This is a genomic window from Anabaena sp. EIM26 (assembly GCF_057568715.1).
Map to the genome: position 1 here is coordinate 3,950,974 of NZ_CM172472.1, position 25,680 is coordinate 3,976,653.

Genomic DNA, 25,680 nt, shown 5'->3' on the forward strand with positions numbered 1-25,680 from the left:
GCAATACTTGAGTTAAAACCAGTTAGGAATTACAAACGATCCTTTGGAGGCATGAAAGCAATGGGGTTCACTGCACCCTTACCTGCTGGATGAACTTCAAAGTGGGTGTGGGGACCAGTGCTAAAACCAGTGCTACCCATAGCAGCAATTGTTTGCCCTTGTTCTACTGATTGACCTACTTGTACTAAAATCCGGCTGTTGTGAGCATAGCGAGTCTTGCTGCCATCAGGATGGCGAATCTCGACTAAATTGCCATAGCCACCATTATTCCAGCCTGCTTTTTCAACAACACCAGGAGCAGAGGCGTAAACTGGTGTGCCAGTGGAGTTAGCAATATCAATACCCCTGTGCATTCTTCCCCAACGCTGACCATAGCCAGATGTCAGTACACCCTTTGCTGGCCAAATATAACCTGTTGCAGAAGAATTAGGATTGTTATCAACAGATCTTGGCAAGTATATATCCACTGCGGCCAACGGAGGCAAGGCTGGAGATACTCTACTTCCTCGCAATTTACCTAAAGAATCAGTATTGGTTGTACCTGCGGGAGGAACTACCAATCTAATACCACCTGAGTTCCGAGAAGAACTGCCAGCAAAAGCTGTTTGATTTCGCAGGAATTCTGGGTTAACTGGCTCGTTAGTGATACGAGTAGCACGGAATGTAGACTGAGCAGGTTTTCCGCTATAGCTGGGCAGAATTGGTTGAGGTACTGGAATTGCTACTGCATTCAGTCGTGAATTCACCTTAGAAGGCTTGAATTCATTGGCATTTGCAATCGGAATGGGAATTCCAGTATTACTGTCTTCAGCAACTGTAGGAATAACTATTCCCGACTCTTGAGCGCGGTATTTTTCCCGTAGTCTCTCAATTTCAGCTTGTAAGCTGCGGAGACGCTCGTTACCTTTGGCCCTAACCACCTTTTGAGGTTGTCTCTTAGCTGTTCGCGCTTCAGCAACACTATAGGGTAGTGGAGTATCACCACCAATACCATCAGAAGCTACTTTGCTCTCAGTGGCTGGGTTCTGAAGCTGATTATCCTCAGATGCCGGAACAGCTATAGGGATGCTGTTGGTAATAGCAGGAGTATTTACCCGCAGCTGATTCTCCTGAACCACTGGGATAGTAACACTGCTCTTTTTACCAACGACTAATGGCTGTGATACCTGAGGTAGATTCGCCTCTAAATTAGGTTTGCTCACAGGATAGTTAGCAACTGTGGTATTACTTCCAGATGGGACGAAAGTAGGACTTGTTGGAACAGTTGCCTGGTTGAAACTGCTACGCCCTGCTCTAGCACCAGGAATAATCAGTTGTTGGCTGATTTGCAGTTGATTAGGATCTTCTAGATTATTAGCTTGGACTAGTTCTGAGACTGAAGTACCGTAATTATTAGCAATTTCTGCTAATGTATCTCCGGGTTTAACTTCGTAGGTTTTGAGAGCTGATTGGGCGATAACTTTGGGTGCAGCTAGTGCAGGTTTTGTTACCTTCTGCTCTGCCTCACTTGTTTGTTTCTCCTGTTTTAATTTTGATATCAGGCTGGTTTGTTGGGCATCTCTCAATTTTTCCGACCGCGCTACCAATGTGTTCTCAGCGACAGTGGTTGGTTGTGCTATTTCAATACCAGCTTGTGATAAGTTTTGGGTCTCCTCAGACCGCAACTCCGCCAGACTATTTCTTAAACGGTTCGATTTTTCTTGTAACCGATTCAGAGCAAATTCTTGCTGCGCTTTCAGTTGTGCATTAACGTCATTGCTGACTGTGTTTGCTGCTGCCACAGTGATATCTGTAGTTTGGCTCCCGGCAACGCTCTGATTTCGAGTAAATTGTTGTCCTGTTTCAGGCAGATATTTATCTGCTTGTAATCTGGATTGAATTGAATTGCTATCTAATCCCTGCCCCATCTGGGGTTGTAAGTAGTCTGCACTTTGATTGGTTTCTAGTGCAGAAATTTGAATAGCCATTTCGTTGGCTGTAACTGGCCATTTAGCTTCAAGCCCAGGCACTTGCGAAACTGCTGTTGGTTCCAGAATGACAGGATTTTCAGGCACGCTCGCTGATGAGACGGCTTGGGACTCCAGCTTTGTGGCTGTAAATTTGATCTCATTGTCAGAAACAGCTGGAATTGTTGAGGCTGCTTTTTGACTACCAACAGGAGCCGCTGCTTGGGCTTGATCGCTTTGTCGAGTCACCAAAAGGCTGGTTGCGCCCATTGAGATTGCCAAGCCAATCATTGCGGCCTTGGTTCCCGCTCGGCGGTTTGGTTTGTGATTAGTCTCATTTAACTGCACTAACGGGACACCATCGCTGTTGGGGGTATTGTTCAACACAGCCTTCACTCTCTTTTTCAATGCTCGTTTCAAAGACGACCTCCTATGATCACTAGCGTTCAATAGACCTTGATTTTTCAGTTGGATACTAATCAATGATTTAGATCACATTAAACGACATATCAAGATCACATTCACCAGAGATACTTACGCAAGATTAACCTGCTTCTCTGATTTAGACAAGTTCATACTTGTTAGTAAACCTTAAAATTTTCGTGTTGACTTGTCTATTACCACTCTTCATAAAGTTCAGGACTGCTCGCTGTTGACAGTTATCTGTGCCGATTTTGCTCTGTTAAGCGGGGATTTAGACGAAAATAATGATGACTTTGCTGAATCCACGATCGCTGTTAGCATTTGCTCTGCTGTGATTTCTGAAAAAACGATGTTCCTGCTGTTGATATTTTCTAGGTTTTTTTATCCAATCAGTCTTATCAACACGAGACTTTACGCGGTTTATTCCCTAAAAAACAACCGTACAAACTCGCAGCAACTTTTGAGGTATTTGATTGTGTCTGAAAATACAAATAGTCAAAATGCTCTCCTGTTAAGGTTTTTGATGATTTTGTACCTCTGCCAAATAGAATTTGAGTTCATTAAAATCTATCATTGACAATTGACGTAGAATCAAAGTTTATATACAAATTTCTTATATCAGTTTTCTCAGATTGGCTAACACTTTTTTATATAAGGTTGAGAGGTGTTTTAAATTTTTGTCAATCTGATTGATTTTTAAGCATTTTCACTATATAAATGTTCAAAAATGCTGATTTATCTGAGACAGCCTCGTTTTTATACTTAATAAATAGCTATTCATTGTAAATAATTTAACTGGCGGCGAGATTCAAACAAACCGATAGCTACACTTACGGATAAATTCAGACTGCGAACTCCAGGTTCGTTCATGGGTATGTGGAGAATGGAGTCACACTGGGAGAGAATAGTTGGAGATAGACCAGTAGTTTCACTACCAAATAGCAACCAATCATCGGCTTGAAATTGACACTCTAGATAATTGATGCTACCTCTGACGCTAAAGCCTAACAATCTGCCTCCACGCTGCTGATGAATGATTTTGAATGCTTCTAAAGATTCATGATTGTGCAGCTTGACATAAGGCCAGTAATCTAACCCTGCTCTTTTGAGGTAGCGATCGCTAATTTCAAATCCTAATGGTCCGACTAAATGTAGTTCTGTGCCTGTAGCGGCGCAAGTACGAGCAATATTGCCTGTATTGGGGGGAATTTGTGGGTTAACTAAGACTACCTGCGGCATGGTCACGAAATGTTAAGAATTCTATAGAACACTGTATCGCTATTAGAAAATCTACCGAAGGACAGATATCGACAACCTATAGGTTTTGTTAATAGGTCTTAATCTGTTGCCAAAGATTAGAATTTTAAAACGAAAAAAGTTGGGAATTTGGGTAATGGGTAATGGGTAATGGGTAATGGGTCATTGGGAAGAGATTATAAATAATTTTCTCCCTGCTCCCTACCCCTACCTCACAGGTGTAGGTTTTTTACATTGTCGTGAGGGCAAGACTTGGGGGACAAGGCTGACAAGGTAGGAAAACTTGACAAACTCTGTATTATTAGCAACAAGAATAGCCCGTCAACAGACCATTATCCGTATAAAATCTTCCTTGTCTTCCTAGTCCTGCCTTCACAGTTAATATTAAAAACCTGCCCTTGTGAGCCTACCCCCTGCCTCCTATTCCCTAAGTCAATAGAGACAAACAGAGTTTGTTTTCTAGTTCCTGTTCCCGTTCTTGGGTGGCGATAATTGCTTGGTGAATGACACGCTGGGCATCAAAACCAACTTTGTGTAACTGTAACCACTGTTGGGCTTCGTTCCCTTCGCGGAGAATTTTCTGTAAGGGGGAGAGGAAACAACTGAAGCCTTGTTGTTTAGCTATGCCCCAAACGTCTTGATATATCTGGGAAATCCAATCTCTGGCGAGAATATTACTACCATCTTGCCAATGTTGCAATTGGGCATCAAGACTGGCTGTGGCCGCTGCCATTTCATTTTTAGCGGTTAAAGTGATCAGTTCTTCAGGAGATAAATTGCTTTGGGTTAAGGGGTCAATGCTGGGATTGTCAATAATTTGTAACAATCGAGCTTCTAGTAAAGCTGTAATTGCTAATAAGGAAATGGGGTCTGTAACTAAATCACAAATTCGCAGTTCTAGACGATTTAGATCATAAGGGCGGCGATCGCCATTTGGCCGCACTGATGTCCACAAATGCCGGACATTTTGCATGGTGCCGGCGGCTAGTTGTGCTTCTACCCATTGGATATGATGGGCATGACTAGCAAATAAAGGTACGTGTGTGGGGGTTTGGGGGAAGAGTCCCCAACGGGTGGAATGATAGCCTGTGGCTTGACTATTGAGGAAAGGTGAGGCGGCGCTGAGGGCTAATAATAGGGGTGCTTCGAGTCGGATAATTCGACAGGCACGCATTAAAATTTCTGGGTCACTGATACCAACATTGATGTGTACGCTGGCTGTGACTACTTTTGTACCGTAGGTTTGCTCAATGTAGTCATGATAAGAGTTGGTGGGGTCAGAACGGTAAAAGCGATCGCTCCCACCCAAAGATAAGGTACTTCCTGGAATTAAGGTGTAATTGCCTAAACCCTGCAAATATTTACGCAATGTCCGTCGAGGACGCAACAAACCACATAATTGATTTTCATAATTAGTAGATGGATTAGTTATGTATTCCACGTTGCGGCTATCTGGCTCCCGCATAAATCCATCTAGATCTGTGATGATTTGGTCGGAGAGTCCGACGATTTCACCTTGAGGTGTGCCAGTATACATCTCAATCTCAAAGCCTTTCGTTAAGACCAATTTATTCTCCTCGGCTCTCCTAATTTGAATAAATTGTATCTAATTAGACGAATTTCTGCATCAAGGATGATGGTGCAGAATAGATAGCAAGTTAATGCTTCGAGAAATTGGCATTACTGAGATTTTAGGTATGAAAATAATTTTGCTTGATCTCAAAACCCTTGCAGAGACGTTCTCTGGGTAGAGATTCTCGACTCTAATTATCTTATTTGGCTGCTTTTAAAATTTTCATACTTACTCGCATGAGTATACACTAACAATAACACAAAAAATCAATAGGTCAATATCAATCGCCCAAAAGACGAAAATCCGTAAATTATTGATAATTTATATCAATATTATTGAGAATAGGTAGGATATTATTATCAATAAGGCTGAAAATACATATTTTGGTTAAATCCCTATTGAAAAAACTTATAGAAGCTAAGAAGCTTGAAAGTGGAAATTTTTGCTTTTCCTGACTTCTGTCCTGATAATACTACCTTATCAAGATGTGAAGACCGATCCAGGTGAAAGCTTTCCTGTTTTTACAATAGTTATATAAGGAATCAATGCTCTGTGGATATGGAGTAATTTATATCAAAATCTATGCAACCCACTAATCCAAACCAATTTACAGAAAAAGCCTGGGAAGCGATCGCTCATACTCCCGATGTTGCCAAGCAATACCAACAGCAGCAGCTAGAAAGCGAACACTTGATGAAAGCACTACTGGAACAAGATGGATTAGCTAGTGCTATTTTTACTAAAGCAGGTGCAAATTTGGTAAAAGTACGCGATCGCACCGACCAATTTATTGTCCGGCAACCGAAAGTATCAGGTAGCAGCAGTTCTGTATATTTAGGACGCAGTTTAGATACACTACTTGATCGGGCAGAAAAATATCGTCAAGAATTTAAAGACGAATATATTTCAGTTGAACACATATTATTAGGTTACGCCAAAGATGACCGCTTTGGTAAAGCTCTATGCCAAGAATTTGGTTTAGATGAAAACAAACTAAAAAATATTATTAAACAAATTCGGGGGAGTCAAAAAGTGACAGATCAAAGTCCAGAAGGAAAATATCAATCACTAGAAAAATACGGGCGTGATTTAACAGATGCTGCTCGTAAAGGTCAGTTAGATCCAGTCATTGGACGTGATGACGAAATTCGTCGCACCATTCAAATTCTCTCCCGTCGAACTAAAAATAACCCTGTATTAATCGGTGAACCTGGTGTCGGTAAAACAGCTATAGCTGAAGGATTAGCACAGCGGATAGTGGCTGGTGATGTTCCCCAATCTCTCAAAGATCGGACATTAATTAGCTTAGATATGGGGGCTTTAATTGCGGGGGCAAAATTCCGGGGTGAATTTGAAGAACGCCTGAAAGCTGTGTTAAAAGAAGTTACCGATTCTGGTGGCAATATAGTTTTGTTTATTGATGAAATTCATACCGTTGTTGGTGCAGGTGCAACACAAGGGGCTATGGATGCAGGTAATTTGTTAAAACCAATGTTAGCGCGGGGAGAACTGCGTTGTATTGGGGCGACAACTTTAGATGAATATCGCAAACATATCGAAAAAGATGCGGCTTTAGAAAGACGCTTCCAACAAGTTTATGTAGATCAACCAAGTGTAGAAGATACTGTTTCGATTTTGCGCGGTTTGAGAGAACGGTATGAAAACCACCACGGGGTCAAGATTTCTGATAGTGCCTTGGTGGCAGCTGCGACGTTATCAAGTCGTTATATTAGCGATCGCTTTTTACCAGACAAAGCCATTGACCTAGTAGACGAAGCCGCAGCTAGGCTGAAAATGGAAATTACTTCCAAACCCGAAGAACTTGATGAAATCGACCGCAAGATTTTACAGTTGGAAATGGAAAGGTTATCACTCAAAAAAGAAAGTGATGCTGCTTCTAGAGAACGTCTCGAAAGACTCGAAAAAGAAATTGCCGATTTCAAAGAAGAACAAAGAACTTTGAGTACACAATGGCAATCGGAAAAAGACATTATCGACAAAATTCAATCTGTGAAAAAGGAGATTGAAAAAGTTAACCTAGAAATTCAGCAAGCTGAACGGGACTATGACCTCAATCGCGCAGCAGAATTGAAATATGGGACTTTAACCAATTTGCATCGCCAATTAGAAGATGCAGAAAACGAACTCACAAATACCCAAGGAACTGGTAAATCTCTGTTACGGGAAGAAGTTACCGAATCTGATATTGCTGAAATTATTTCTAAATGGACAGGAATTCCCATCAGCAAATTGGTGGAATCGGAAAAAGAAAAATTACTGCATTTAGAAGATGAACTTCATCACCGTGTCGTCGGTCAAGCTGAAGCAGTCACAGCCGTAGCAGATGCAATTCAACGTTCTCGCGCTGGACTTTCTGACCCGAACCGTCCCATTGCCAGTTTTATCTTCCTTGGCCCTACCGGTGTAGGTAAAACCGAATTAGCCAAAGCCCTTGCTGCATATATGTTCGACACCGAAGAATCTTTAGTGCGGATTGATATGTCAGAATATATGGAGAAACACACCGTTTCGCGGTTAATTGGTGCGCCTCCCGGATATGTAGGTTACGAAGAAGGAGGACAATTAACAGAAGCAATTCGTCGTCGTCCTTATGCCGTGATTCTATTCGACGAAATCGAGAAAGCTCACCCGGATGTATTTAATATTTTCCTGCAAATTCTTGATGATGGTCGCGTCACTGATGCCCAAGGTCGAACAGTAGACTTTAAAAATTGTATCATCATCATGACTAGTAACATTGGTTCGCAGTACATTCTAGATGTGGCTGGTGATGACTCCCGTTATGATGAAATGCGTCATCGCGTTATGGAAGCAATGCGAGGTAGCTTCCGTCCTGAGTTCCTCAACCGAGTTGATGAATTTATCATCTTCCACAGTTTACAAAAATCGGAATTACGGCAAATTGTCCAGTTACAAGTGGATAGGCTCAGACAAAGATTGAGTGACAGAAAAATGTCCCTGCGATTATCCGATTACGCTCTTGACTTTTTAGCCGAAGTCGGATATGATCCCGTTTTTGGAGCAAGACCATTAAAGCGGGCAATTCAGCGAGAGTTAGAAACCCAAATTGCTAAAGCCATTTTGCGGGGTGAATTCAACGACGGGGATACCATTTTTGTTGATGTGCAGAACGAACGCCTTTCATTTAGTCGTTTACCTGTTGAGATATTCACCAGTTAGTTTCACTCATCAACCCGGCTACTTGCAATAGTCGGGTGTATTAGATATATAGAAAGTAGAGACGTTATATAGAACGTCTCTACAAAGATTCTGGATGATGCATATTTAAATTCGGTCGATGTCTATTGATATTTTTGGTAAATTAAAATTTTTTACATCATCAAAAGAATTAACTAGAATGTACTCTCAATCAAGGTATTTTTGAGTAGTAGAAAAATATAAACTATCCGAGTATATGTCTTTAGAACAAGTTGAAAGTTTTTATGAGATGTTGAGTGCAGAGACAACTCTTTATGAGTTATACCATCACAGTTGCTGTCAGAGAGGAATTTTTGATAGTTGTCATTGGGATAAAGCAAAAATTGTCAATTTTGCCGCTAATCTTGGCTACAGCTTTACTGAAGGTGAATTAGAGGTATTATTGTTTACAAGTGAACCTGTAAAATTAATTCGTAATTCGTAATAGTGCTTGCAGCCTTGTTAAGGAAATGAGTGGGTTTACACTCAGCAATCACCCTACCCACTTACTTAATCAGGACTTACGCAAAACAGAACGAATCGGGAAGCAAGCTACATGAATTACGGCTACGTAATCATAAGGTTTTCAGCCACATCTTGCGTAAGTCCTATTAATTTGCAAAACCAACTAAAAAGATGAACCAGGCTGCTGTAAAAACTCTTCTTCCTCTGGGGTAGATATACGTCCCAAAATTTGGTTACGATGAGGAAAGCGCCCAAAACGGGAAATTATTTGCATATGCTCAAAAGCAGATTCAATCGCAATAATGCTATCAGAATCGTGACTAAGTTGCTGAAATAGCTTTACACATTGACGCTGATGAGCTAAATTTTCACTGTGTTCAAAGGGTAAGTAAATAAACCATCGTTGTACAGGCAATAATTCCCGGTCATAACCTTGTGCAACTGCGTGTTGTGCTGCTGAGAGTGCTTCCCAGTCAGTTGCAAAGGCTTCTGGGGTATCACGAAACATATTTCGGGAAAATTGATCTAGCAATAAGATCAAAGCTAGACAGGTTTCGGGTGTATTTATCCAATCGTCTAAATATCCCGTTGCTGCTTTTTGGTAATCTTCAAGAAACCGGGTGCGGATTTCTGCGTCAATCTCTGGTTGTTTGTGAAACCAAAATTGTTGAGGTTTACCGTAATCTGATTCATGAGGATGACCAAACCAAAATTCCAAAATAGCTTTTGCCTTTGACATTGCTGTTATCGAGTATTACAAAGCACTTGTCGCATTTTACGCATATTTGTAGGTAATTCCAAACTCATTGCTTGTTGAATAAAAATTGAAGGAATAGGAATATGAGGTGTTGCTTGGACTGAATAAACTATCAATGTGCCATTACCCCAATCTTTTAGGTCTAAATTGGCATGAAAGTCTTCAAAACTACCTTTTTCCATCCTAAACTGAATTTGTTGACCTATAACTTCAACTACGTTCAGGTAAATTTCAACTTGGGCTGTAAAAAATAAAAATGCTTTTTGTGCTGCTTGATACAGAAATTTTGCGTCGCCTTTAGATGTAATTTCGCTTTTAGTGATATCAGGAAAATATTGTACCCAACGTGGGTAGTCAGTAAGTTGCTGCCATACATTGGAGCGGACTAAGGGTAAATACATCCACGCGGTGACAGCACCACCCCAGGTAGTATGCGATCGCGTTTCTAGCAGAATTTCACCCTGTAACAGCAATTTTTGCTTGTCTTGACTCCATAACATATTTGAGCCTTTGGTAGTTGAGTCTGAGATATTAAACGCAGACATATTTTATTTAGTCACTCCTCAATAAACGCCTAAACCAATTGGCAAAATCATCAGGTTTAAAAGATTTAACCCACTCCATTCTAATTACATTAAATTTGGAGACTTTCTGGAAATGATTTCATTTAAGTTTTTTTGACTAAAAAGATATATTTTAATATTACTTAACATTGGTATAAACTTTAGTGCTTCATTTCAGTCGCAGACGTGTAGATCAAAAATTGAGTGAATAACAGCTAGAATTACACCAACATGATTTTATGTCTCAACTGGCAATCCTAGTATTTAAGCATTTTCATGCTTGTTATTGAGTATATAGCAATTCCCAAGCTCGTGAAATACACCCCACCCGCGCTGTCGCGCACCCTCCCCTTACCAAGGGGAGGGTTGGGGAGGGGTAATTTTGTATCTAACTAGAGTGGGAAAGGCTATAACTGTAAATTTAACTGAAATTGAGAGGAAAATAGGGTGAATCAATCTTCCATAAATCGCAAATTAACCCAAATACTGGGTATCCTGTTGGGTATGGGAATAGCCATTTGGATACTTAGAGGCTTGGGAATTCTGACCTTTATTCCTGGTGGTGTAATTTTGCTATTGTTCTTAAGTGCGATCGCACTAGGAGTTTTAAATTCTCTTCAAAAAAGATGGTGGCGTGTTTGATATTTATTTAAATACATCGTTGCCGTTTGTTTGCATCACTGTCTTTCTAAAAATATATTTACAGCATATTGCAGGTAAATGAGGTAAAAAAAATTGATCGCAAAGCTATGCCACCATAGGGTTGTATCTCTGTTCCCTAGCGTGGCATAGTCATTAGCTGATAGCTGATTTATGATAAGCTGTTAGGAAAGCAAATAGAGATTGACAGTCCCTGATTTGAAAAGCGGGAAGTCAAAATTATTTACGGCAACTTCGATATTTAATGTGATAAACTAAACCACGGTGAGTTAAATCAAAGGAATCAACGGTTGCCATACCTTGACCACTAGCTATCATTGCAGCGTTTACACGCATATTTACACTATCACCACAACTTGACCAAATATCACCCACAGTCGCTAATTTATCTCGAACGTTGTAATCAGTTTCGCCTCTAAATGTTCTAGTAAAGACAGGGCCACGCTGACCAGCAAAAAAGTACTCTGCTCTTAATCTCCCAGTTGTGGCGGGAGCAACATAGCCCCGATAATCAGCATCGTAGAAGGAAATTTGAAAGCCTTGAGGTACTTTAATCGGTATGCTCAAATTACAACTTTTACGTGCTTCCCCTGATTTATTTCCTAGAGCTACAAACTGATCAAAGAGAATACTTAGCTCTTGGCCATCAGGACTGACACTTACACTAGCAGATCCTTCAGGGCAACCGTTACCACCATAGTTTGCGCCTACAATTTTAACTTTTTCGTTAGCAAAGGCTGGTCCAAAAGAAGCCGTCATCAGCGTAGATGCAGCCAGAAAAACTTGTACAAATTTGAGAGATGTATTCTTTAGATTTTGGTAATTCATAAATGTTAAGTTCACAGTTTTTAAGCAAAGTTGTTATTGCAACAAACTCATTGAAAATCAAGACTGATATGAGGATATATTTGGTTCCGAACCAACCAAATTAAAAAATTAAAGTTTTCAACAACCTCATTGAAAATCAAGATTGACATGAGGATATATTTGGTTCCGAACAAACCAAATTAGAAAACTAAAAATTTTCCAAAACCTCTTGAAAATCAAGACTTACATGAGGATATATTTGGTTCCGAACAAACCAAACTAGAAAACTAAAATTTTCAACAACTTCTTGAAAATCAAGACTGACATGACTATGGATTTAGTTCCTAGCAAACCAAATTAGCAAACAAACTTAACCTGTTTCCAACAAGAGACTGCGAAATAAAACAACGTGAGTTCGGTGTTAGGAGTTCGGAGTTCGGAGTTTCTCCTATGCCTACGGCACGGCTTCGCCGAACGGAGACGCTACGCGAACGGAGTTATGATTTTTAAGAGCGAGAGAATAAGGGTTTGAGACTCCTACTTGTGGCGAGTTTTCCACAAATTATCTTATGTCGAACTCAGTTTAAAACAATATCTTATGGTTTTTAGGACAGAGAGAGGAAAAGTCGTTTTGATGCGGTTAAATAGGATAATTTATTTTTTGGAGTTCACTAAAAGGTATATAAAATAGTATGTACGAACTAGTTAAATTGAGATCTAAGGAAGGATCAATAAAAAGAAATCTGATTAATGTGACATGAAGAAATAAAAAGATGGTAAAACTGCAAAGCTGATGTAGCAAGTCTTTTACAGTCTAAAATCTAAAATGGTATTACCGTTACAAATTGTAGTTATTGGTGGTGGGGCAGCGGGATTTTTTGGTGCGATCGCTTGTGCCGAAGCTAATCCCCAAGCCCAAGTTACGTTAATCGAAGCCAGTCGTCAACCTTTGGCAAAAGTGCTAATTTCCGGTGGGGGACGCTGTAATGTCACTCATGCTTGTTTTAATCCTGAGGAGTTAGTCCTCAATTATCCCAGGGGTGGAAAAGCCTTGCGGGGTGCTTTCACTCGTTTTCAACCTCTAGACACCGTAGACTGGTTTGTGGCTCATGGTGTAAATTTGAAAACTGAAGCTGATGGGCGGATGTTTCCCATTACAGATCGTTCCGAAACCATAGCCGAATGTCTGATTAAAGCGGCGTTTACTGCGGGGTTAGAACTGAGTATTGGCACACCTGTGATTTCTGTGAACCGACAAAATGAAGGTTTTGAAATTATTTTCAAGTCGGGAGAAACTAAATATTGCGATCGCTTGCTTTTAGCTACAGGCAGCAGCATCATAGGTTATAAAATCGCCAGAGAATTAGGTCATCAAATCGAACCCCCAGTCCCTTCTTTATTTACCTTCAATATTGCTGATCCTCAATTACGAGCATTAGCTGGAATAAGCGTCAATCCTGTAAATTTGCGGTTATCAATTGCAGGTAAAAACCAATTGCAGCAAACTGGCCCCTTGTTAATTACCCATTGGGGTTTAAGTGGCCCTGCTGTCCTCAAACTTTCTGCTTGGGGTGCGAGAGTTCTCAATCAAAACCGCTATCAATGTAAATTATTGATCAATTGGTTGCCAAACCTGGGACAAGAAGAAGTTAGACAAAAGCTGTTAGATGTAAAAGAGGAATGGGGCAAAAAAGCGATCGCCCTCCATCGTGGTGTAGACTTACCTCACCGTCTCTGGCAATATCTGATCAGCCGTGCAGATATAACCACAGAAGATCGTTGGGCAGGTATTTCTAATAAAACCTTAAATCAGCTAGTCCAAGAAATTTCTCAAGGAGAATACATAATTACAGGTAAAGGTGCTTTTAAAGAAGAATTCGTTACCTGTGGTGGGGTTAGCCTCAAAGAAGTTGACTTTAAAACAATGGAAAGTAAGTTAGTACCGGGTTTATACTTTGCTGGTGAAATCTTAGATGTTGATGGTATCACCGGCGGTTTTAACTTCCAAAGCGCTTGGACAACAGCTTATTTAGCTGGTAGAGAAATGGGGATTAAAGGAGTTCAGGAGTAAGGGGTATGGCTGTGCAATTCGTTGCGCTATCAGGAGTTAAGAATGAATTCCGACTGAAAGGAAACCTAAATCGTCTTACAAGCCTTGTGGGGTTTAATTAACGTGAGTTCGACATAAGATAATTTGTGGAAAACTCGCCACAAGTAGGAGTCTCAAACCCTTATTCTCTCGCCCTTAAAAATCATAACTCTGAACTCCGAACTCCTAACACCGAACTCACGTTAATTAGGGTTTGTCGGTTAAAAATGAGCAAACGTACAGTAACTGAGCAAAATGTGATAAATAAAAAGCAAATGAAAATATATGATCCAATAATGAAATTTAGTGAAATTCTCAGCCAATTAGCAGACACAGTTACTTCTCACAGTATTACTAGTCAGCCTAACCAAAACCCAGAAATTACTGGAATAGCAGCTATTGATGAAGCTAACAAGGGTGCTATCAGCTATGTGGAAGGGGGAAAATTTGCCTCTTTAATTAATTCTACGAGTGCTAGTGCTTTAATTTTGCCTCAAGATGAAAAGTTGCAAATCCAAGCTACAGAAAAGGGTATTGCCTGGTTAGCAACCCCAGAACCAAGATTATTATTTGCAAAAGCGATCGCACTTTTTTATCAACCATATCGTCCCAATCCAGATATACACACCACCGCAGTCATTCACCCCACAGCTAAAATCGGTAATGATGTTTATATTGGCGCTCATGTTGTGATTGAATCAGGTGTGGAAATTGGCAACGGTGCAATTATTCATCCCAATGTGGTAGTTTATCCAGAAGCGAAAATAGGCGATCGCACAACTTTACACGCTAACTGTACCATTCAGGAACGTACTATCATCGGTGCAGATTGCGTAATTCATAGCGGTGCTGTCATCGGTGCAGAGGGTTTTGGTTTTGTTCCCACCCGCACAGGTTGGTTAAAAATGGAACAATCTGGTTATACAGTTTTAGAAGATGGGGTAGAAATTGGTTGTAACAGTGCAGTTGATCGTCCCGCAGTGGGAGAAACTAGAATCGGACGCAATACCAAAATTGATAACTTAGTGCAGATAGGACATGGATGTCAAATAGGTTCTGGTTGTGCGATCGCAGGTCAAGCAGGTATGGCTGGTGGTGTAAAGGTGGGAAATAGGGTAATTTTAGCCGGACAGTCAGGAATAGCCAATCAGGTCAAAATTGGAGATGGTGCGATCGCATCTGCTCAAGCTGGCATTCACAATAATGTCGCACCAGGAGAGATTGTTTCTGGTAGTCCAGCAATGCCACATAAGCTATATCTCAAAGTATCTGCTGTTTATCACCGTTTACCAGATATCTATCAATCTTTGAAACAATTGCAACGTCAGCTAGGGCAAAAGTAAACAGTTCATTCAACAATCCTAAATTTTGCTGGGAAGCACTACTTCAATGAAGTGGAGTTTCCCTCATTGATTACAAACAATTTAACTTGATATTTTGTCATGGTTTATACTAGTATAATAGTCCCCTCCCAATAAGAGTATCATAAAGTACCACCAGCTAGTTTATTTTGAAGCAGTACAATAGGAGTACACATTATTGCGTCGCATTTTGCCATGATGACTGTAATTGCTAGACCTTCATCCTTACTTTCCAGCATCCGAGTAGAAAAGCTGGAGAATTTTAATTTGTTCAAATTTAACGACGAACTACAAGCAAGGATGGAAGAACTATTAGAACGCAAAAAATCTGATTTACTCACTCCAGAAGAAATGATTGAACTTGAAGAAATTGGAGAATTAGATAGAATTTTCACTCATATAAATGCAATGTTAATAGCTCAAAAATGACCATTGATGATGCTACCAAAGAAACCGTGCGAAAAAGGGCAAATTACCTATGTGAATATTGCCATTCCTCCGAACGTATTTCCACAACAAGATTTACAGTAGACCATTTGATCCCAAAATCAATAGGTGGTGACGATAATATTGATAATTTAGCATTAGCTTGTCGTCGTTGTAACGAACGTCGCTATAATTTTGTAGCTGGATTTGACGAAATAACAAAAGCAATAGTACCCCTATTTAACCCTCGTCAACAAATTTGGCCAGAACACTTTATCTGGTCAACAGATGGAAAGCAAATTATAGGAATTACCCCCACTGGTAGAGCAACTTGTAAGCGTCTCGATATGAACGACGAACGTTATCCAGAAGATGATTCAATTCAGAGTGCGCGGGGTTTTTGGGTTCAGGCTGATTTACATCCTCCAGATGAAGACCCGCAATTACTTAATTCATAAATGTCAAAAAATGCGATAAGATATATTGTAGGTTGGCTTAATGAACGCAACCCAAGATCATATTTTTAAACATTGCTGTTGATATTTATTTGTTGGGTTTCATTTCATTCAACCCAACCTACAGTGCTTTAAATAAAACTCGCATCCAGAGTGAAACTAGGGAAATGGGGTGATGGAAATAAAATCAAGAATTACCCATTTCCCATTACCTAAAATCCCAATTTTTCCAAAACAGATTTTGTAGAAACAATGTGACGTTCTAAACCCAATTCTTGCGGACTCACACCTAAAGCTAAAGCAATTAATTGCGGTAAATGTAAAATAGGTAAACCTAATTTTTTCTCAATTACTTTTTCTACTTCTGGTTGACGAGAATCTAAATTAAGATGACACAAAGGACAAGGTGTCACAATACAATCAGCACCATTTTCTAAAGCGTCTTGAATGTGCATTCCTGCCATTTTGAAAGATTCATTAGTGGCATAACTAGATAAAGGCCAGCCACAACATTGGGTGCGACCACGATAATATACAGGTGTTGCGCCTACTGCCCGAAACATATTTTCCATCGCTTCTGGTTGGAATGGATCATCATAGGGCATGGATTTTTGAGCGCGGAGGAGATAACAGCCATAAAAAGCAGCACATTTTAACCCGCTTAACTTGCGGGTAACGCGATCGCTAATTTCCTTTAAACCATAATCTGTAACTAAGGCGTAAAGTAGATGTTTAACTTCTGTACTGCCTCGATAAGGTGAACAACCTTCTTTTTGCAACAACCCATTAACTTGATTTAAATAAGCAGGGTTAGTTGACTGACATTCTTTCAAACGTTCATCCACATGACCAATTACACCTTGACAAGTGCTGCAATGAGTCAAAAGGGATAAATTTAATTCTTCTGCTAAAGCGATATTTCTGGCATTAACCGTATCTTCCAACAATTGGGAATCTTCTTTAAATGTACCTGACCCACAGCAAGCAGCTTTTTTTAATTCAATAAGTTCGATACCGAGTTTTTGGGTAAGTGCCTGTGTTGATAAATAAAGCTCCCGACAGGCTCCTTGAGCCACACAACCTGGGTAGTAAGCGTATTTGAGCGTTTGAGATAGCATATAATTTTAAAGAGGGAAATAGAGAATGGGGAACAGGAAATAAGAGGTTTTAGATGGCAATTTATACCCTAACTTAAACATACCACTTAATAAAAGTGGAGATTTTTTAGTCCCGGATAGATAACCGGAAATAGGAAAAACCCTGAGAAGTATACGGGTGATCACGCTTTCCGATAAGATATATATGCTCAAAAAACGTTTCCCGTAAAGAGCAGATCATAGCAACTGGTTAAGGACTTTTATCTATGAGCCAAGCAGATATTTTTGAAAGGGTTAAAAAGGTCATCGTTGAGCAACTAGACGCTGATACTGATAAAGTTGAACCAAATGCTTCATTTACAGATGATTTAGGGGCTGATTCCCTAGATATCGTGGAACTGGTAATGGCTTTGGAAGAAGAATTTGACATCGAAATTCCTGATGAAGCTGCCGAAAAGATTTTAACGGTTCAAGAGGTAGTAGACTACATCAGCAATAACGTTGCTGCATCTGCCTAAGAGTTTTGAGGGACTGGGTATCAGGGACTGGGGACTGAGAAATATTGAATTTTGAACTGTTCCTAATTTTGATACCAATTATCCTTCATCCCTCATTCCCAGTCTTTCTATTGTTCTACCTGCTGCTTTTTCGCCACCTTTAACTGAATCATGACAGACTCTAAACGTAAGCGCGTTGTTGTAACTGGTGTTGGCGCGATTACACCTATTGGTAACACACCAACTGAATATTGGGAAGGATTGCTAAATGGACGCAATGGCATTGACTTTATCACTGCTTTTGATGCCTCTAAACATGATTGTCGCATTGCGGGTGAAGTAAAAAACTTCGATCCACATGACTACATGGAGCGCAAAGAAGCCAAGCGCACAGATCGGTTTGCCCAATTTGCGATCGCAGCGGCTAAACAAGCTATATCAGACGCAAAATTAGTTATCAATGACCTCAACGCCGAGCAGATAGGTGTCATGATCGGCTCAGGCATTGGTGGCATTAAAGTGTTGGAAGACCAGCAAACAGTCTACCTCAATCGAGGGCCAGACCGCTGTAGTCCATTCATGATCCCCATGATGATCGCCAACATGGCAGCAGGATTAACAGCCATTCATACTGGTGCTAAAGGGCCTAATTCCTGCTCAGTCACAGCTTGCGCCGCTGGTTCTAACGCCATTGGGGATGCCTTTCGCCTAATTCAAAATGGATATGCCCAAGCCATGATTTGTGGCGGTTGTGAGGCAGCTGTAACACCATTGTCTGTAGCTGGATTTGCCGCAGCTAGGGCGCTGTCAACTCGTAACGACCCTGATTATGCTTGTCGTCCCTTTGATAAAGATCGAGATGGCTTTGTTATGGGTGAAGGTTCAGGAATTTTAATTCTCGAAGAATTAGAACACGCCCTCAATCGTGGCGCTCGTATTTATGGAGAAATGGTCGGCTATGGCATGACCTGTGACGCTTACCACATGACTTCCCCAGTCCCCGGTGGTTTAGGTGCAGCTAGAGCTATGGAACTGGCACTGAAAGATGGTGAACTCACACCATCAATGGTCAGCTACATCAATGCTCATGGAACCAGCACCCCAGCCAATGATGTCACAGAAACAGCAGCAATTAAAAAGGCTTTGGGCGATGATGCCTACAAAATAGCAATTAGTTCCACCAAATCCATGACCGGGCATCTATTAGGCGGCTCAGGTGGAATTGAAGCAGTGGCTACAGTCCTAGCGATCGCTAATGACCACATTCCCCCCACCATCCATCTAGACAATCCCGATCCAGGATGTGACCTAGATTATGTCCCTCACCTAAGCCGCGCTCAAAAAGTAGAGGTAGCACTATCCAATTCCTTTGGATTTGGTGGTCATAATGTCACCCTAGCTTTTAAAAAATACGTCTAAATTTTGGTAATAGGGAACAGGTGACAGGCTTGCCCTGAGCGTAGTCGAAGGGGAACAGGGAACAGGGAACAGGGAACAGGTGAAGAGTTATCTATCTCTTACCAATGCCCAATGACCAATGACCAATGCCCAATGCCCAATGCCCAATGCCCAATGCCCAATCACCCATTACCCCGCCTGAAATGAACATGGGAAAGTATCTCAGATATCATTCCTATCAACATTAAGGGTTCAGCATTACCAAATTATCAGCCTTATTCATCACCACAAACTAAGAAGATCCCGCTTGTCCATCTACAGGTAGGAATGGGATGATGAGAATGGTGGGATCGCTGTATATGACCCCAGCAAGAAAAAGCTACAAAGAGTGTTAACCCGTCGTTAAAAACAAGAAATTATGGCTGTTGCAACCCAATCCCTCGAAGAACTTTGTATTAACTCAATCCGCTTTTTGGCTGTAGATGCCATAGAAAAATCAAAATCGGGACACCCAGGACTACCAATGGGCGCAGCTCCAATGGCTTTTGTCCTTTGGGATCGCTTTATGCGGTATAACCCCAAAAATCCCAAATGGTTCAACCGCGATCGCTTTGTCTTGTCTGCCGGTCACGGCTGTATGTTACAGTATGCCATGCTGTACCTAACAGGTTACGATAGCGTCACCATCGAAGACATCAAACAATTCCGTCAATGGGGTTCTAGAACTCCTGGACACCCAGAAAACTTTGAAACAGCAGGTGTGGAAGTTACCACAGGCCCCTTGGGTCAAGGAATCGCCAATGCAGTTGGTTTAGCAATGGCAGAAGCACACCTAGCAGCTAAATTCAACAAGCCCGATGCCAAAATCGTAGACCACTACACCTATGTAATTCTAGGTGATGGTTGCAACATGGAAGGTATTTCCGGTGAAGCTGCTTCTTTAGCAGGTCACTATGGATTAGGTAAACTCATTGCTCTGTACGACGACAACCACATCTCCATTGATGGTTCTACAGATGTAGCATTCACTGAAGATGTTTCCAAACGTTTTGAATCTTACGGTTGGCACGTTCTGCACGTCGAAGATGGCAACACCGACTTAGCCGCAATCTCCAAAGCTGTCGAAGCAGCAAAAGCTGTCACCGACAAACCCACCATGATCAAGGTGACAACCACCATTGGTTATGGCGCTCCCAACAAGCAAAACACCGCTGGTATTCACGGTGCTGCTCTCGGTGGAGATGAAACAGCACTGACTCGTAAAAACTTAGGTTGGGAACACGAGCCTTTTGTCATTCCCCAAGATGCCCTCAACCACACCCGCAAAGCAGTCGAACGTGGTGCAGCTTACGAATCCGACTGGAACAAAACCTTTACTGACTACCAAGCCAAATATCCCACAGAAGCAGCGGAATTTACGCGTTTTGTTAGCGGTAAACTCCCAGATGGTTGGAATAAAGTACTACCCACCTACACCCCCGCAGATTCAGCACTACCCACCCGTAAACACTCAGAAAACTGCCTCAACAAACTAGCAGCAGTTTTACCTGAATTAATTGGTGGTTCAGCTGACTTAACCCACTCCAACCTCACCGAACTCAAAGGTTTTGGTGATTTCCAAAAAGGGCAATACCAAAACCGTAACATCCACTTTGGTGTTCGGGAACACGCTATGGGCGCAATCTGTAACGGTATGGCGCTCCACTCTTCGGGATTAATTCCCTATGGTGCAACCTTCCTCATCTTTACAGACTATATGCGTGCTGCCATTCGCTTGGCTGCTCTTTCCCAAGCTGGCTCAATTTGGGTTATGACTCACGATTCTATCGGTCAAGGTGAAGATGGCCCCACTCACCAACCTATTGAAACTCTAGCTTCCTTGCGAGCTATTCCTGATTTAACAGTGATTCGTCCAGCTGATGGTAACGAATGTTCTGGTGCTTATACAGTCGCAGTTGAGAAGTCTAAAGCACAAGCTTCTACTCTGTTAGCATTTACCCGTCAAAATGTTCCTAACTTAGCAGGTACATCCATTGAAGGTGTGAAAAAAGGTGCATACACAGTTGTAGATTCCCAAGGTACACCCGATATTATCCTCATCGGTACAGGTTCAGAATTGAGCCTCTGTGTCACCGCAGCAGAAAAACTGACAGCGGAAGGTAAAAAAGTCCGTGTCGTTTCCATGCCTTCAACTAATTTATTTGATGCTCAGGATGCTGCTTATAAAGAATCCGTTCTACCTAAAGCAGTCACCAAGCGTCTATCTGTAGAAGCTGCAAGCAGTTTTGGTTGGCATAAGTATATTGGTACTGATGGCGATACCGTCAGTATTGATACTTTTGGTGCTTCCGCTCCTGGTGGTACTTGTATGGAGAAGTTTGGTTTCACTGTTGATAATGTGTTAGCTAAGGCTAAGGCTTTGTTGGGTTAATTAGCAATAAATAGTTTAGTTATTTTTTGGGGTGGGCAGAATAGCTCACCCTTTTTTTTACACTTATAATATTCTGTATAAAAGAAATTTAATATACTGTTGATACTATTGCCTAATAGACAAGTTTAGACTTATCTAATAGAAGAGAGTGATAATATCTGCATTTAATTATGGTTATTTGAGGGTTCATTTCTCTATGCTGGATCTTTTTAATTACTTCTTTTTGATATCAGCATTTATACCACATGGACACTGTTACTTGTGGAATACCAATTTGGTGTCTCTACACGTCATTGCTGATATATTGATTGCATTAGCATATTACTCAATTCCCATTGGGCTGCTGTATTTCATTAAGAAACGTCCAGATGTCCCATTCAGGTCTATATTTGCCTTATTTGGAGCTTTTATTATTTCCTGTGGTACTACCCACTTAATAGCGATATGGACACTCTGGTATCCAGATTATTGGCTATCGGGTGCTATCAAAGCTATTACAGCCCTGATTTCCTGCTATGCAGCTATAGAAATGATACCGTTGATACCTCAAGCTATAGCTTTACCTAGTCCCAGAGAATTGGAGAGAATTAACCAGGAATTACACAATGAAATTAGAGAACGCCAACAAACAGAAGCAAAATTACGGGCGACAACATCACGATTAACAGCATTAATTGAAAACTTACAAGCCGGTGTTTTAGTTGAAGATGAATCAAACAAAATTATTCTGATCAATCAAGAATTTTGTCAGATGTTTGATATTCAAGTTGTACCACAACGTTTGATTGGGGCAAGTTTTAACGAATGTTCAAAGACAAGAAATGAATTATTTGCAGATCCAGAAGTTTTTGTAGAACAATCATTAAAAATAGTAGCGGAAAAATATGTTGTAATTGATGAAGTTATTATGTCCAACAATCGCATATTTGAGCGTTGTTATATACCTATTTTTGTGGATAGTAATTATTGTGGACATCTATGGAAATATCATGATATTACTGAACGCCGGAATTTAGAATTAGAGTTAAAACAAAGTGAAGCATTTCTGCGAAGATTATATGATATTGCATCTCATCAATTAGATTTTGAGGAAAGAATTCAAAGTGTTTTAAGTCTGGGCTGTCAAACATTTGCAATGGAATTTGGCATTGTTGGCCATATAGATGAAAATCAATATTATCACCTTTTAGAAGCTCAATGCCCAGATAATTCGCTGCAACCAGGCGATGTTTTTGATGTACGCCAGATGTTCTGTAACTCAGTCGTAGATAGAGAAGAACCTGTAACTATTATTCATGCTGGTGCTTCTGAATGGTGCCAACATCCGGGTTATCAAATGTTCCATATGGAAGCTTATATTGGGATTAGAGTCATGATCCGAGATAAGTTGTATGGCGCTCTCAGTTTCTCTAGTCTCAGCCCCCGACTAAAGCCGTTTACGTTAGCAGATAAAAAACTATTAATGCTAATGGCGCAATGGGTAGGTAGTGAAATTGCTCGTAAACAAGCAGAAACAGCACTACAACAACAATTTAATCGAACTTTATTGCTAAAACAAATTACAGAAGAAATTCGCCAAAGTTTAAATACACAAGAAATTTTTCAAACTACAGCTAATCAAATTAGCCAGGCTTTTAACGTAAATCGCTGTTTGATTCACACTTATCTTGCTACACCTGTAGCAAAAATTTCTGTTGTTGCTGAACATTTAGATATAGGTTATGAATCTTTACTGAATTTAGAAATTCTCATTGCAGGTAATCTTCATGCAGAGTTGATGATTGCACAAGACAAAGCGATCGCATCTCTTCTCCTGTCGGAAACATTACCTGAACGAGATACTCCTCGTTATCGTAGCCAGTCTATAGGTATTGGATCTGACTATGTTTATACAGAACCTCTTCTATTTAGAACGGCTGAAGCAATGTATAGCCAAATGGGGGTAAAATCAATATTATCAATTCGCACATCCTATCAAGGAGAAGCAAATGGAGCAATTAGCTTACATCAGTGCGATCGCATCCGTAGTTGGACAGCAGACGAAATAGAACTACTAGAAGCAGTAGCACCACAAGTAGGAATTGCGATCGCTCAAGCAAATCTTCTAGAACAAGAAAAACAACAGCGTCAACAACTGACTATCAAAAACTCTGACTTAGAACAAGCAAAACGCCAAGCAGAAAGCGCTAACAGAGCCAAAAGTCAATTTCTAGCCATGATGAGTCATGAAATTCGTACTCCCATGAATGCAGTCATCGGCATGACAGGTTTGTTACTCGACACCAACCTCGACTCACAACAGCAAGACTTGATCACCACTATTCGCAGCAGTGGTGATGCCCTACTATCCATAATTAACGATATTCTTGACTTCTCAAAAATAGAGTCTAACCAGCTAAATTTAGAAGCCCAACCCTTTAGTCTACGTCATTGTCTAGAAGAATCTTTAGATTTATTAGCTTCCCAAGCAGCCACTAAAAAAATAGAGTTAATTTATTTACTAACTCCCCAGACACCAAACATCATTATCGGCGATATCACCCGACTACGACAAATTTTTGTGAATTTATTGAGCAATGCTGTCAAATTTACCAACGTAGGGGAAGTCATTATCACCGTCACAGCCACAGCATTAGCAATAGTCACAACAACACCAAATTTCCCACTTTATGAAATCGAATTTGCCATTAAAGATACAGGTATTGGTATTTCTCCAGAAAAAATAGATCGATTATTCCAGCCTTTTAGCCAAGTTGATTCGTCCATGACTCGCAAATATGGTGGCACAGGATTAGGCTTAGTTATTAGCCAACGACTCAGCGAAATGATGGGGGGAAAAATGTGGGTAGAAAGCCAAATAGACAATGGTTCTACTTTCTATTTCACCATCACAGTTCCTGTAGATCCTTGCATAGAATCAATCAACTTAAATAAATCATCCAATCAACTCAAAACCAAACGGCTACTAATTCTCAGCAACCATATAGCTCATCGGCAATTTCTGACTATGCAAGCTGAGTCTTGGGAAATGTTAGTATATGCAGTTAAATCTCCCGCTGAAGTTTTTTCATGTCTACGTCAAGGAGAACAGTTTGATATCGCCATCTTAGATATGCAATTTTCAGAAATAGATAGTTTAGCATTAGCCAAAAAAATTCGTCAGCATCCAAATTACCAGACATTACCTTTACTAATATTAAAAGATCTCAACCAGCCAGAAATCAAACATCGCGTTGACCCGATAGCAGGAATAGCTTTCTTAAATAAACCTCTCAAGCAATCTCAACTTTATAATAGTTTGCTCAATCTGACTCGTCAGCAACCAATTAGATTTAGCAGTTCAGACAGCAATGTTGGGCAAACATATCCTGATCTAAGTGATCTAGCAATGCGAATTTTAGTAGCGGAAGACCATCCCGTTAACCTAAAAATGATCATCTTAATTTTGTCCAAGCTGGGCTTAAGAGCAGATGTAGCAGGTAATGGCTTAGAAGTGTTATCTGCTTTACAGCGTCAATCCTATGATGTTATTCTCATGGATGTACAAATGCCACAAATGGACGGATTAGAAACCACTCAACAAATCCGAATGTGGCATTGGGAAGAACAACCACGAATTATCGCCATGACTGCAAATGCAATGCAGGGAGATAAAGAAGTTTGTCTTGAGGCAGGCATGGATGAGTATATCAGCAAACCAATTCGATTAGAAGATCTAGTCAGAGTACTAACTCAATGTCAACTAGTCTCTCAAAAAAATACTTCAGCAACATACACATTCGCTAACAGTTACTATCAAGAAAAGAACCCAGTTACAACCCTATCTTCACTCAATTATACCTCTGCTATTGATCTTCGCATTTTTCAGTCACTACGGGATATGGCTGGTGAAGATGCTAATACTTTCATGTCTGAATTAATTAATGTCTATCTAGAAGAATCTGCTCATTCATTGGTAGATCTAAATCTAGCTATTAAACAACCAGATACTAATGTGCTTAAACAAATAGCCCATAAATTTAAATCTAGTAGCGCTTCTGTTGGAGCTATCAATTTAGCCAATTTTTGTAAAAAGATGGAAACACTTGATCCAAATGAAACTATTGATAAATATCGAGTTCTCTTAGAGCAGATAGAAACTGAATATGAGAGAGTAAAGTTAGCTTTGCAAATAAAATCTAGCGATCCTGTTAGAATTCAGGAGTCAGAAGAATTGTAAAATCAACAATTAACAGATTCGAGATTTTTATACGTAA

Annotated in this window: 18 protein-coding genes; 11 read left to right on the forward strand and 7 right to left on the reverse strand. The window is 40.5% G+C overall.

Annotation, left to right across the window (positions count from 1 at the left end; translation table 11 throughout):
- Positions 1–29: 29 nt before the first annotated feature.
- From AC012T_RS17125 to gshA, 3 genes are all read right to left on the reverse strand, one after another.
- Positions 30–2,366: a peptidoglycan DD-metalloendopeptidase family protein gene (locus tag AC012T_RS17125; protein ID WP_487059969.1), complete on the reverse strand. Its 2,337-nt coding sequence runs from the start codon at positions 2,364–2,366 to the stop codon at positions 30–32.
- A gap of 780 nt (positions 2,367–3,146) precedes the next feature.
- A complete protein-coding gene (locus tag AC012T_RS17130) occupies positions 3,147–3,608 on the reverse strand; it encodes a tRNA (cytidine(34)-2'-O)-methyltransferase (RefSeq protein WP_487059970.1) in 462 nt (153 codons plus the stop codon).
- A 445-nt stretch (positions 3,609–4,053) separates the two neighbouring features.
- Positions 4,054–5,193, reverse strand: a complete 1,140-nt coding sequence (gene gshA / locus AC012T_RS17135; RefSeq protein ID WP_487059971.1) for a glutamate--cysteine ligase — start codon at positions 5,191–5,193, stop codon at positions 4,054–4,056.
- A 588-nt stretch (positions 5,194–5,781) separates the two neighbouring features.
- Between gshA and clpB the strand changes: the two genes are divergently transcribed.
- Both clpB and AC012T_RS17145 read left to right on the forward strand, forming a co-directional pair.
- Positions 5,782–8,400, forward strand: coding sequence for an ATP-dependent chaperone ClpB (gene clpB, locus AC012T_RS17140; RefSeq protein WP_487059972.1), 2,619 nt, complete (start codon positions 5,782–5,784; stop codon positions 8,398–8,400).
- Between the two features lie 235 nt (positions 8,401–8,635).
- Positions 8,636–8,863, forward strand: a complete 228-nt coding sequence (locus AC012T_RS17145) for a Nif11-like leader peptide family natural product precursor (RefSeq protein WP_487059973.1) — start codon at positions 8,636–8,638, stop codon at positions 8,861–8,863.
- Positions 8,864–9,046: 183 nt separating this feature from the next.
- On the opposite strand, the gene AC012T_RS17150 is transcribed toward AC012T_RS17145, so the two are convergent.
- Both AC012T_RS17150 and AC012T_RS17155 read right to left on the reverse strand, forming a co-directional pair.
- Positions 9,047–9,622: a DUF924 family protein gene (locus tag AC012T_RS17150; protein WP_487059974.1), complete on the reverse strand. Its 576-nt coding sequence runs from the start codon at positions 9,620–9,622 to the stop codon at positions 9,047–9,049.
- Between the two features lie 5 nt (positions 9,623–9,627).
- Positions 9,628–10,185: an SRPBCC family protein gene (locus AC012T_RS17155; RefSeq protein WP_487059975.1), complete on the reverse strand. Its 558-nt coding sequence runs from the start codon at positions 10,183–10,185 to the stop codon at positions 9,628–9,630.
- 465 nt (positions 10,186–10,650) lie between these two features.
- Between AC012T_RS17155 and AC012T_RS17160 the strand changes: the two genes are divergently transcribed.
- Positions 10,651–10,845 carry a hypothetical protein gene (locus tag AC012T_RS17160; RefSeq protein WP_015215248.1) on the forward strand — a complete coding sequence of 65 codons (195 nt, stop codon included), beginning with the start codon at positions 10,651–10,653 and terminating at the stop codon, positions 10,843–10,845.
- Between the two features lie 237 nt (positions 10,846–11,082).
- Here AC012T_RS17160 and AC012T_RS17165 read toward each other — a convergent pair whose 3' ends face one another.
- Entirely contained in the window at positions 11,083–11,691 is a 609-nt protein-coding gene (locus tag AC012T_RS17165) for a DUF4360 domain-containing protein (protein ID WP_487059976.1), read from the reverse strand.
- An 805-nt stretch (positions 11,692–12,496) separates the two neighbouring features.
- On the opposite strand from AC012T_RS17165, the gene AC012T_RS17170 reads away from it, so the two are divergent.
- The 4 genes from AC012T_RS17170 (at position 12,497) to AC012T_RS17185 (ending at position 16,004) form a co-directional block, all read left to right on the forward strand.
- A complete protein-coding gene (locus AC012T_RS17170; protein WP_487059977.1) occupies positions 12,497–13,741 on the forward strand; it encodes a BaiN/RdsA family NAD(P)/FAD-dependent oxidoreductase in 1,245 nt (414 codons plus the stop codon).
- A gap of 314 nt (positions 13,742–14,055) precedes the next feature.
- Positions 14,056–15,102, forward strand: a complete 1,047-nt coding sequence (lpxD, locus tag AC012T_RS17175) for a UDP-3-O-(3-hydroxymyristoyl)glucosamine N-acyltransferase (RefSeq protein WP_487066642.1) — start codon at positions 14,056–14,058, stop codon at positions 15,100–15,102.
- 213 nt (positions 15,103–15,315) lie between these two features.
- Positions 15,316–15,549 (forward strand): hypothetical protein, encoded by a 234-nt coding sequence (locus AC012T_RS17180; protein WP_487059978.1) that lies wholly within the window; start codon positions 15,316–15,318, stop codon positions 15,547–15,549.
- A complete protein-coding gene (locus AC012T_RS17185) occupies positions 15,546–16,004 on the forward strand; it encodes an HNH endonuclease (protein WP_487059979.1) in 459 nt (152 codons plus the stop codon). Before AC012T_RS17180 ends, AC012T_RS17185 begins: the two co-directional genes overlap by 4 nt.
- A 209-nt stretch (positions 16,005–16,213) precedes the next feature.
- On the opposite strand, the gene AC012T_RS17190 is transcribed toward AC012T_RS17185, so the two are convergent.
- Positions 16,214–17,119 (reverse strand): CoB--CoM heterodisulfide reductase iron-sulfur subunit B family protein, encoded by a 906-nt coding sequence (locus tag AC012T_RS17190; protein WP_487059980.1) that lies wholly within the window; start codon positions 17,117–17,119, stop codon positions 16,214–16,216.
- Positions 17,120–17,364: 245 nt separating this feature from the next.
- Between AC012T_RS17190 and acpP the strand changes: the two genes are divergently transcribed.
- The 4 genes from acpP to AC012T_RS17210 all read left to right on the forward strand — a co-directional run bounded on the left by acpP (position 17,365) and on the right by AC012T_RS17210 (position 25,643).
- Positions 17,365–17,616: an acyl carrier protein gene (gene acpP, locus AC012T_RS17195; protein ID WP_015216153.1), complete on the forward strand. Its 252-nt coding sequence runs from the start codon at positions 17,365–17,367 to the stop codon at positions 17,614–17,616.
- 150 nt (positions 17,617–17,766) lie between these two features.
- Entirely contained in the window at positions 17,767–19,014 is a 1,248-nt protein-coding gene (gene fabF / locus AC012T_RS17200) for a beta-ketoacyl-ACP synthase II (protein ID WP_487059981.1), read from the forward strand.
- 397 nt (positions 19,015–19,411) lie between these two features.
- A complete protein-coding gene (gene tkt / locus AC012T_RS17205; protein WP_487059982.1) occupies positions 19,412–21,424 on the forward strand; it encodes a transketolase in 2,013 nt (670 codons plus the stop codon).
- A 196-nt stretch (positions 21,425–21,620) separates the two neighbouring features.
- Entirely contained in the window at positions 21,621–25,643 is a 4,023-nt protein-coding gene (locus AC012T_RS17210) for a response regulator (protein ID WP_487059983.1), read from the forward strand.
- Positions 25,644–25,680: the final 37 nt, after the last annotated feature.

Excerpts from the sequence above, each read along its gene's own strand:
- fabF (WP_487059981.1), top strand. The coding sequence starts at position 17,767 with ATGACAGACTCTAAACGTAAGCGCGTTGTTGTAACTGGTGTTGGCGCG.
- tkt (WP_487059982.1), top strand. The coding sequence starts at position 19,412 with ATGGCTGTTGCAACCCAATCCCTCGAAGAACTTTGTATTAACTCAATC.
- AC012T_RS17180 (WP_487059978.1), top strand. The coding sequence starts at position 15,316 with ATGATGACTGTAATTGCTAGACCTTCATCCTTACTTTCCAGCATCCGA.
- AC012T_RS17210 (WP_487059983.1), top strand. The coding sequence starts at position 21,621 with ATGCTGGATCTTTTTAATTACTTCTTTTTGATATCAGCATTTATACCA.
- AC012T_RS17145 (WP_487059973.1), top strand. The coding sequence starts at position 8,636 with ATGTCTTTAGAACAAGTTGAAAGTTTTTATGAGATGTTGAGTGCAGAG.
- clpB (WP_487059972.1), top strand. The coding sequence starts at position 5,782 with ATGCAACCCACTAATCCAAACCAATTTACAGAAAAAGCCTGGGAAGCG.
- AC012T_RS17185 (WP_487059979.1), top strand. The coding sequence starts at position 15,546 with ATGACCATTGATGATGCTACCAAAGAAACCGTGCGAAAAAGGGCAAAT.
- AC012T_RS17155 (WP_487059975.1), bottom strand. The coding sequence starts at position 10,185 with ATGTCTGCGTTTAATATCTCAGACTCAACTACCAAAGGCTCAAATATG.
- AC012T_RS17190 (WP_487059980.1), bottom strand. The coding sequence starts at position 17,119 with ATGCTATCTCAAACGCTCAAATACGCTTACTACCCAGGTTGTGTGGCT.
- acpP (WP_015216153.1), top strand. The coding sequence starts at position 17,365 with ATGAGCCAAGCAGATATTTTTGAAAGGGTTAAAAAGGTCATCGTTGAG.
- AC012T_RS17165 (WP_487059976.1), bottom strand. The coding sequence starts at position 11,691 with ATGAATTACCAAAATCTAAAGAATACATCTCTCAAATTTGTACAAGTT.
- lpxD (WP_487066642.1), top strand. The coding sequence starts at position 14,056 with ATGAAATTTAGTGAAATTCTCAGCCAATTAGCAGACACAGTTACTTCT.
- AC012T_RS17170 (WP_487059977.1), top strand. The coding sequence starts at position 12,497 with ATGGTATTACCGTTACAAATTGTAGTTATTGGTGGTGGGGCAGCGGGA.
- AC012T_RS17150 (WP_487059974.1), bottom strand. The coding sequence starts at position 9,622 with ATGTCAAAGGCAAAAGCTATTTTGGAATTTTGGTTTGGTCATCCTCAT.
- AC012T_RS17130 (WP_487059970.1), bottom strand. The coding sequence starts at position 3,608 with ATGCCGCAGGTAGTCTTAGTTAACCCACAAATTCCCCCCAATACAGGC.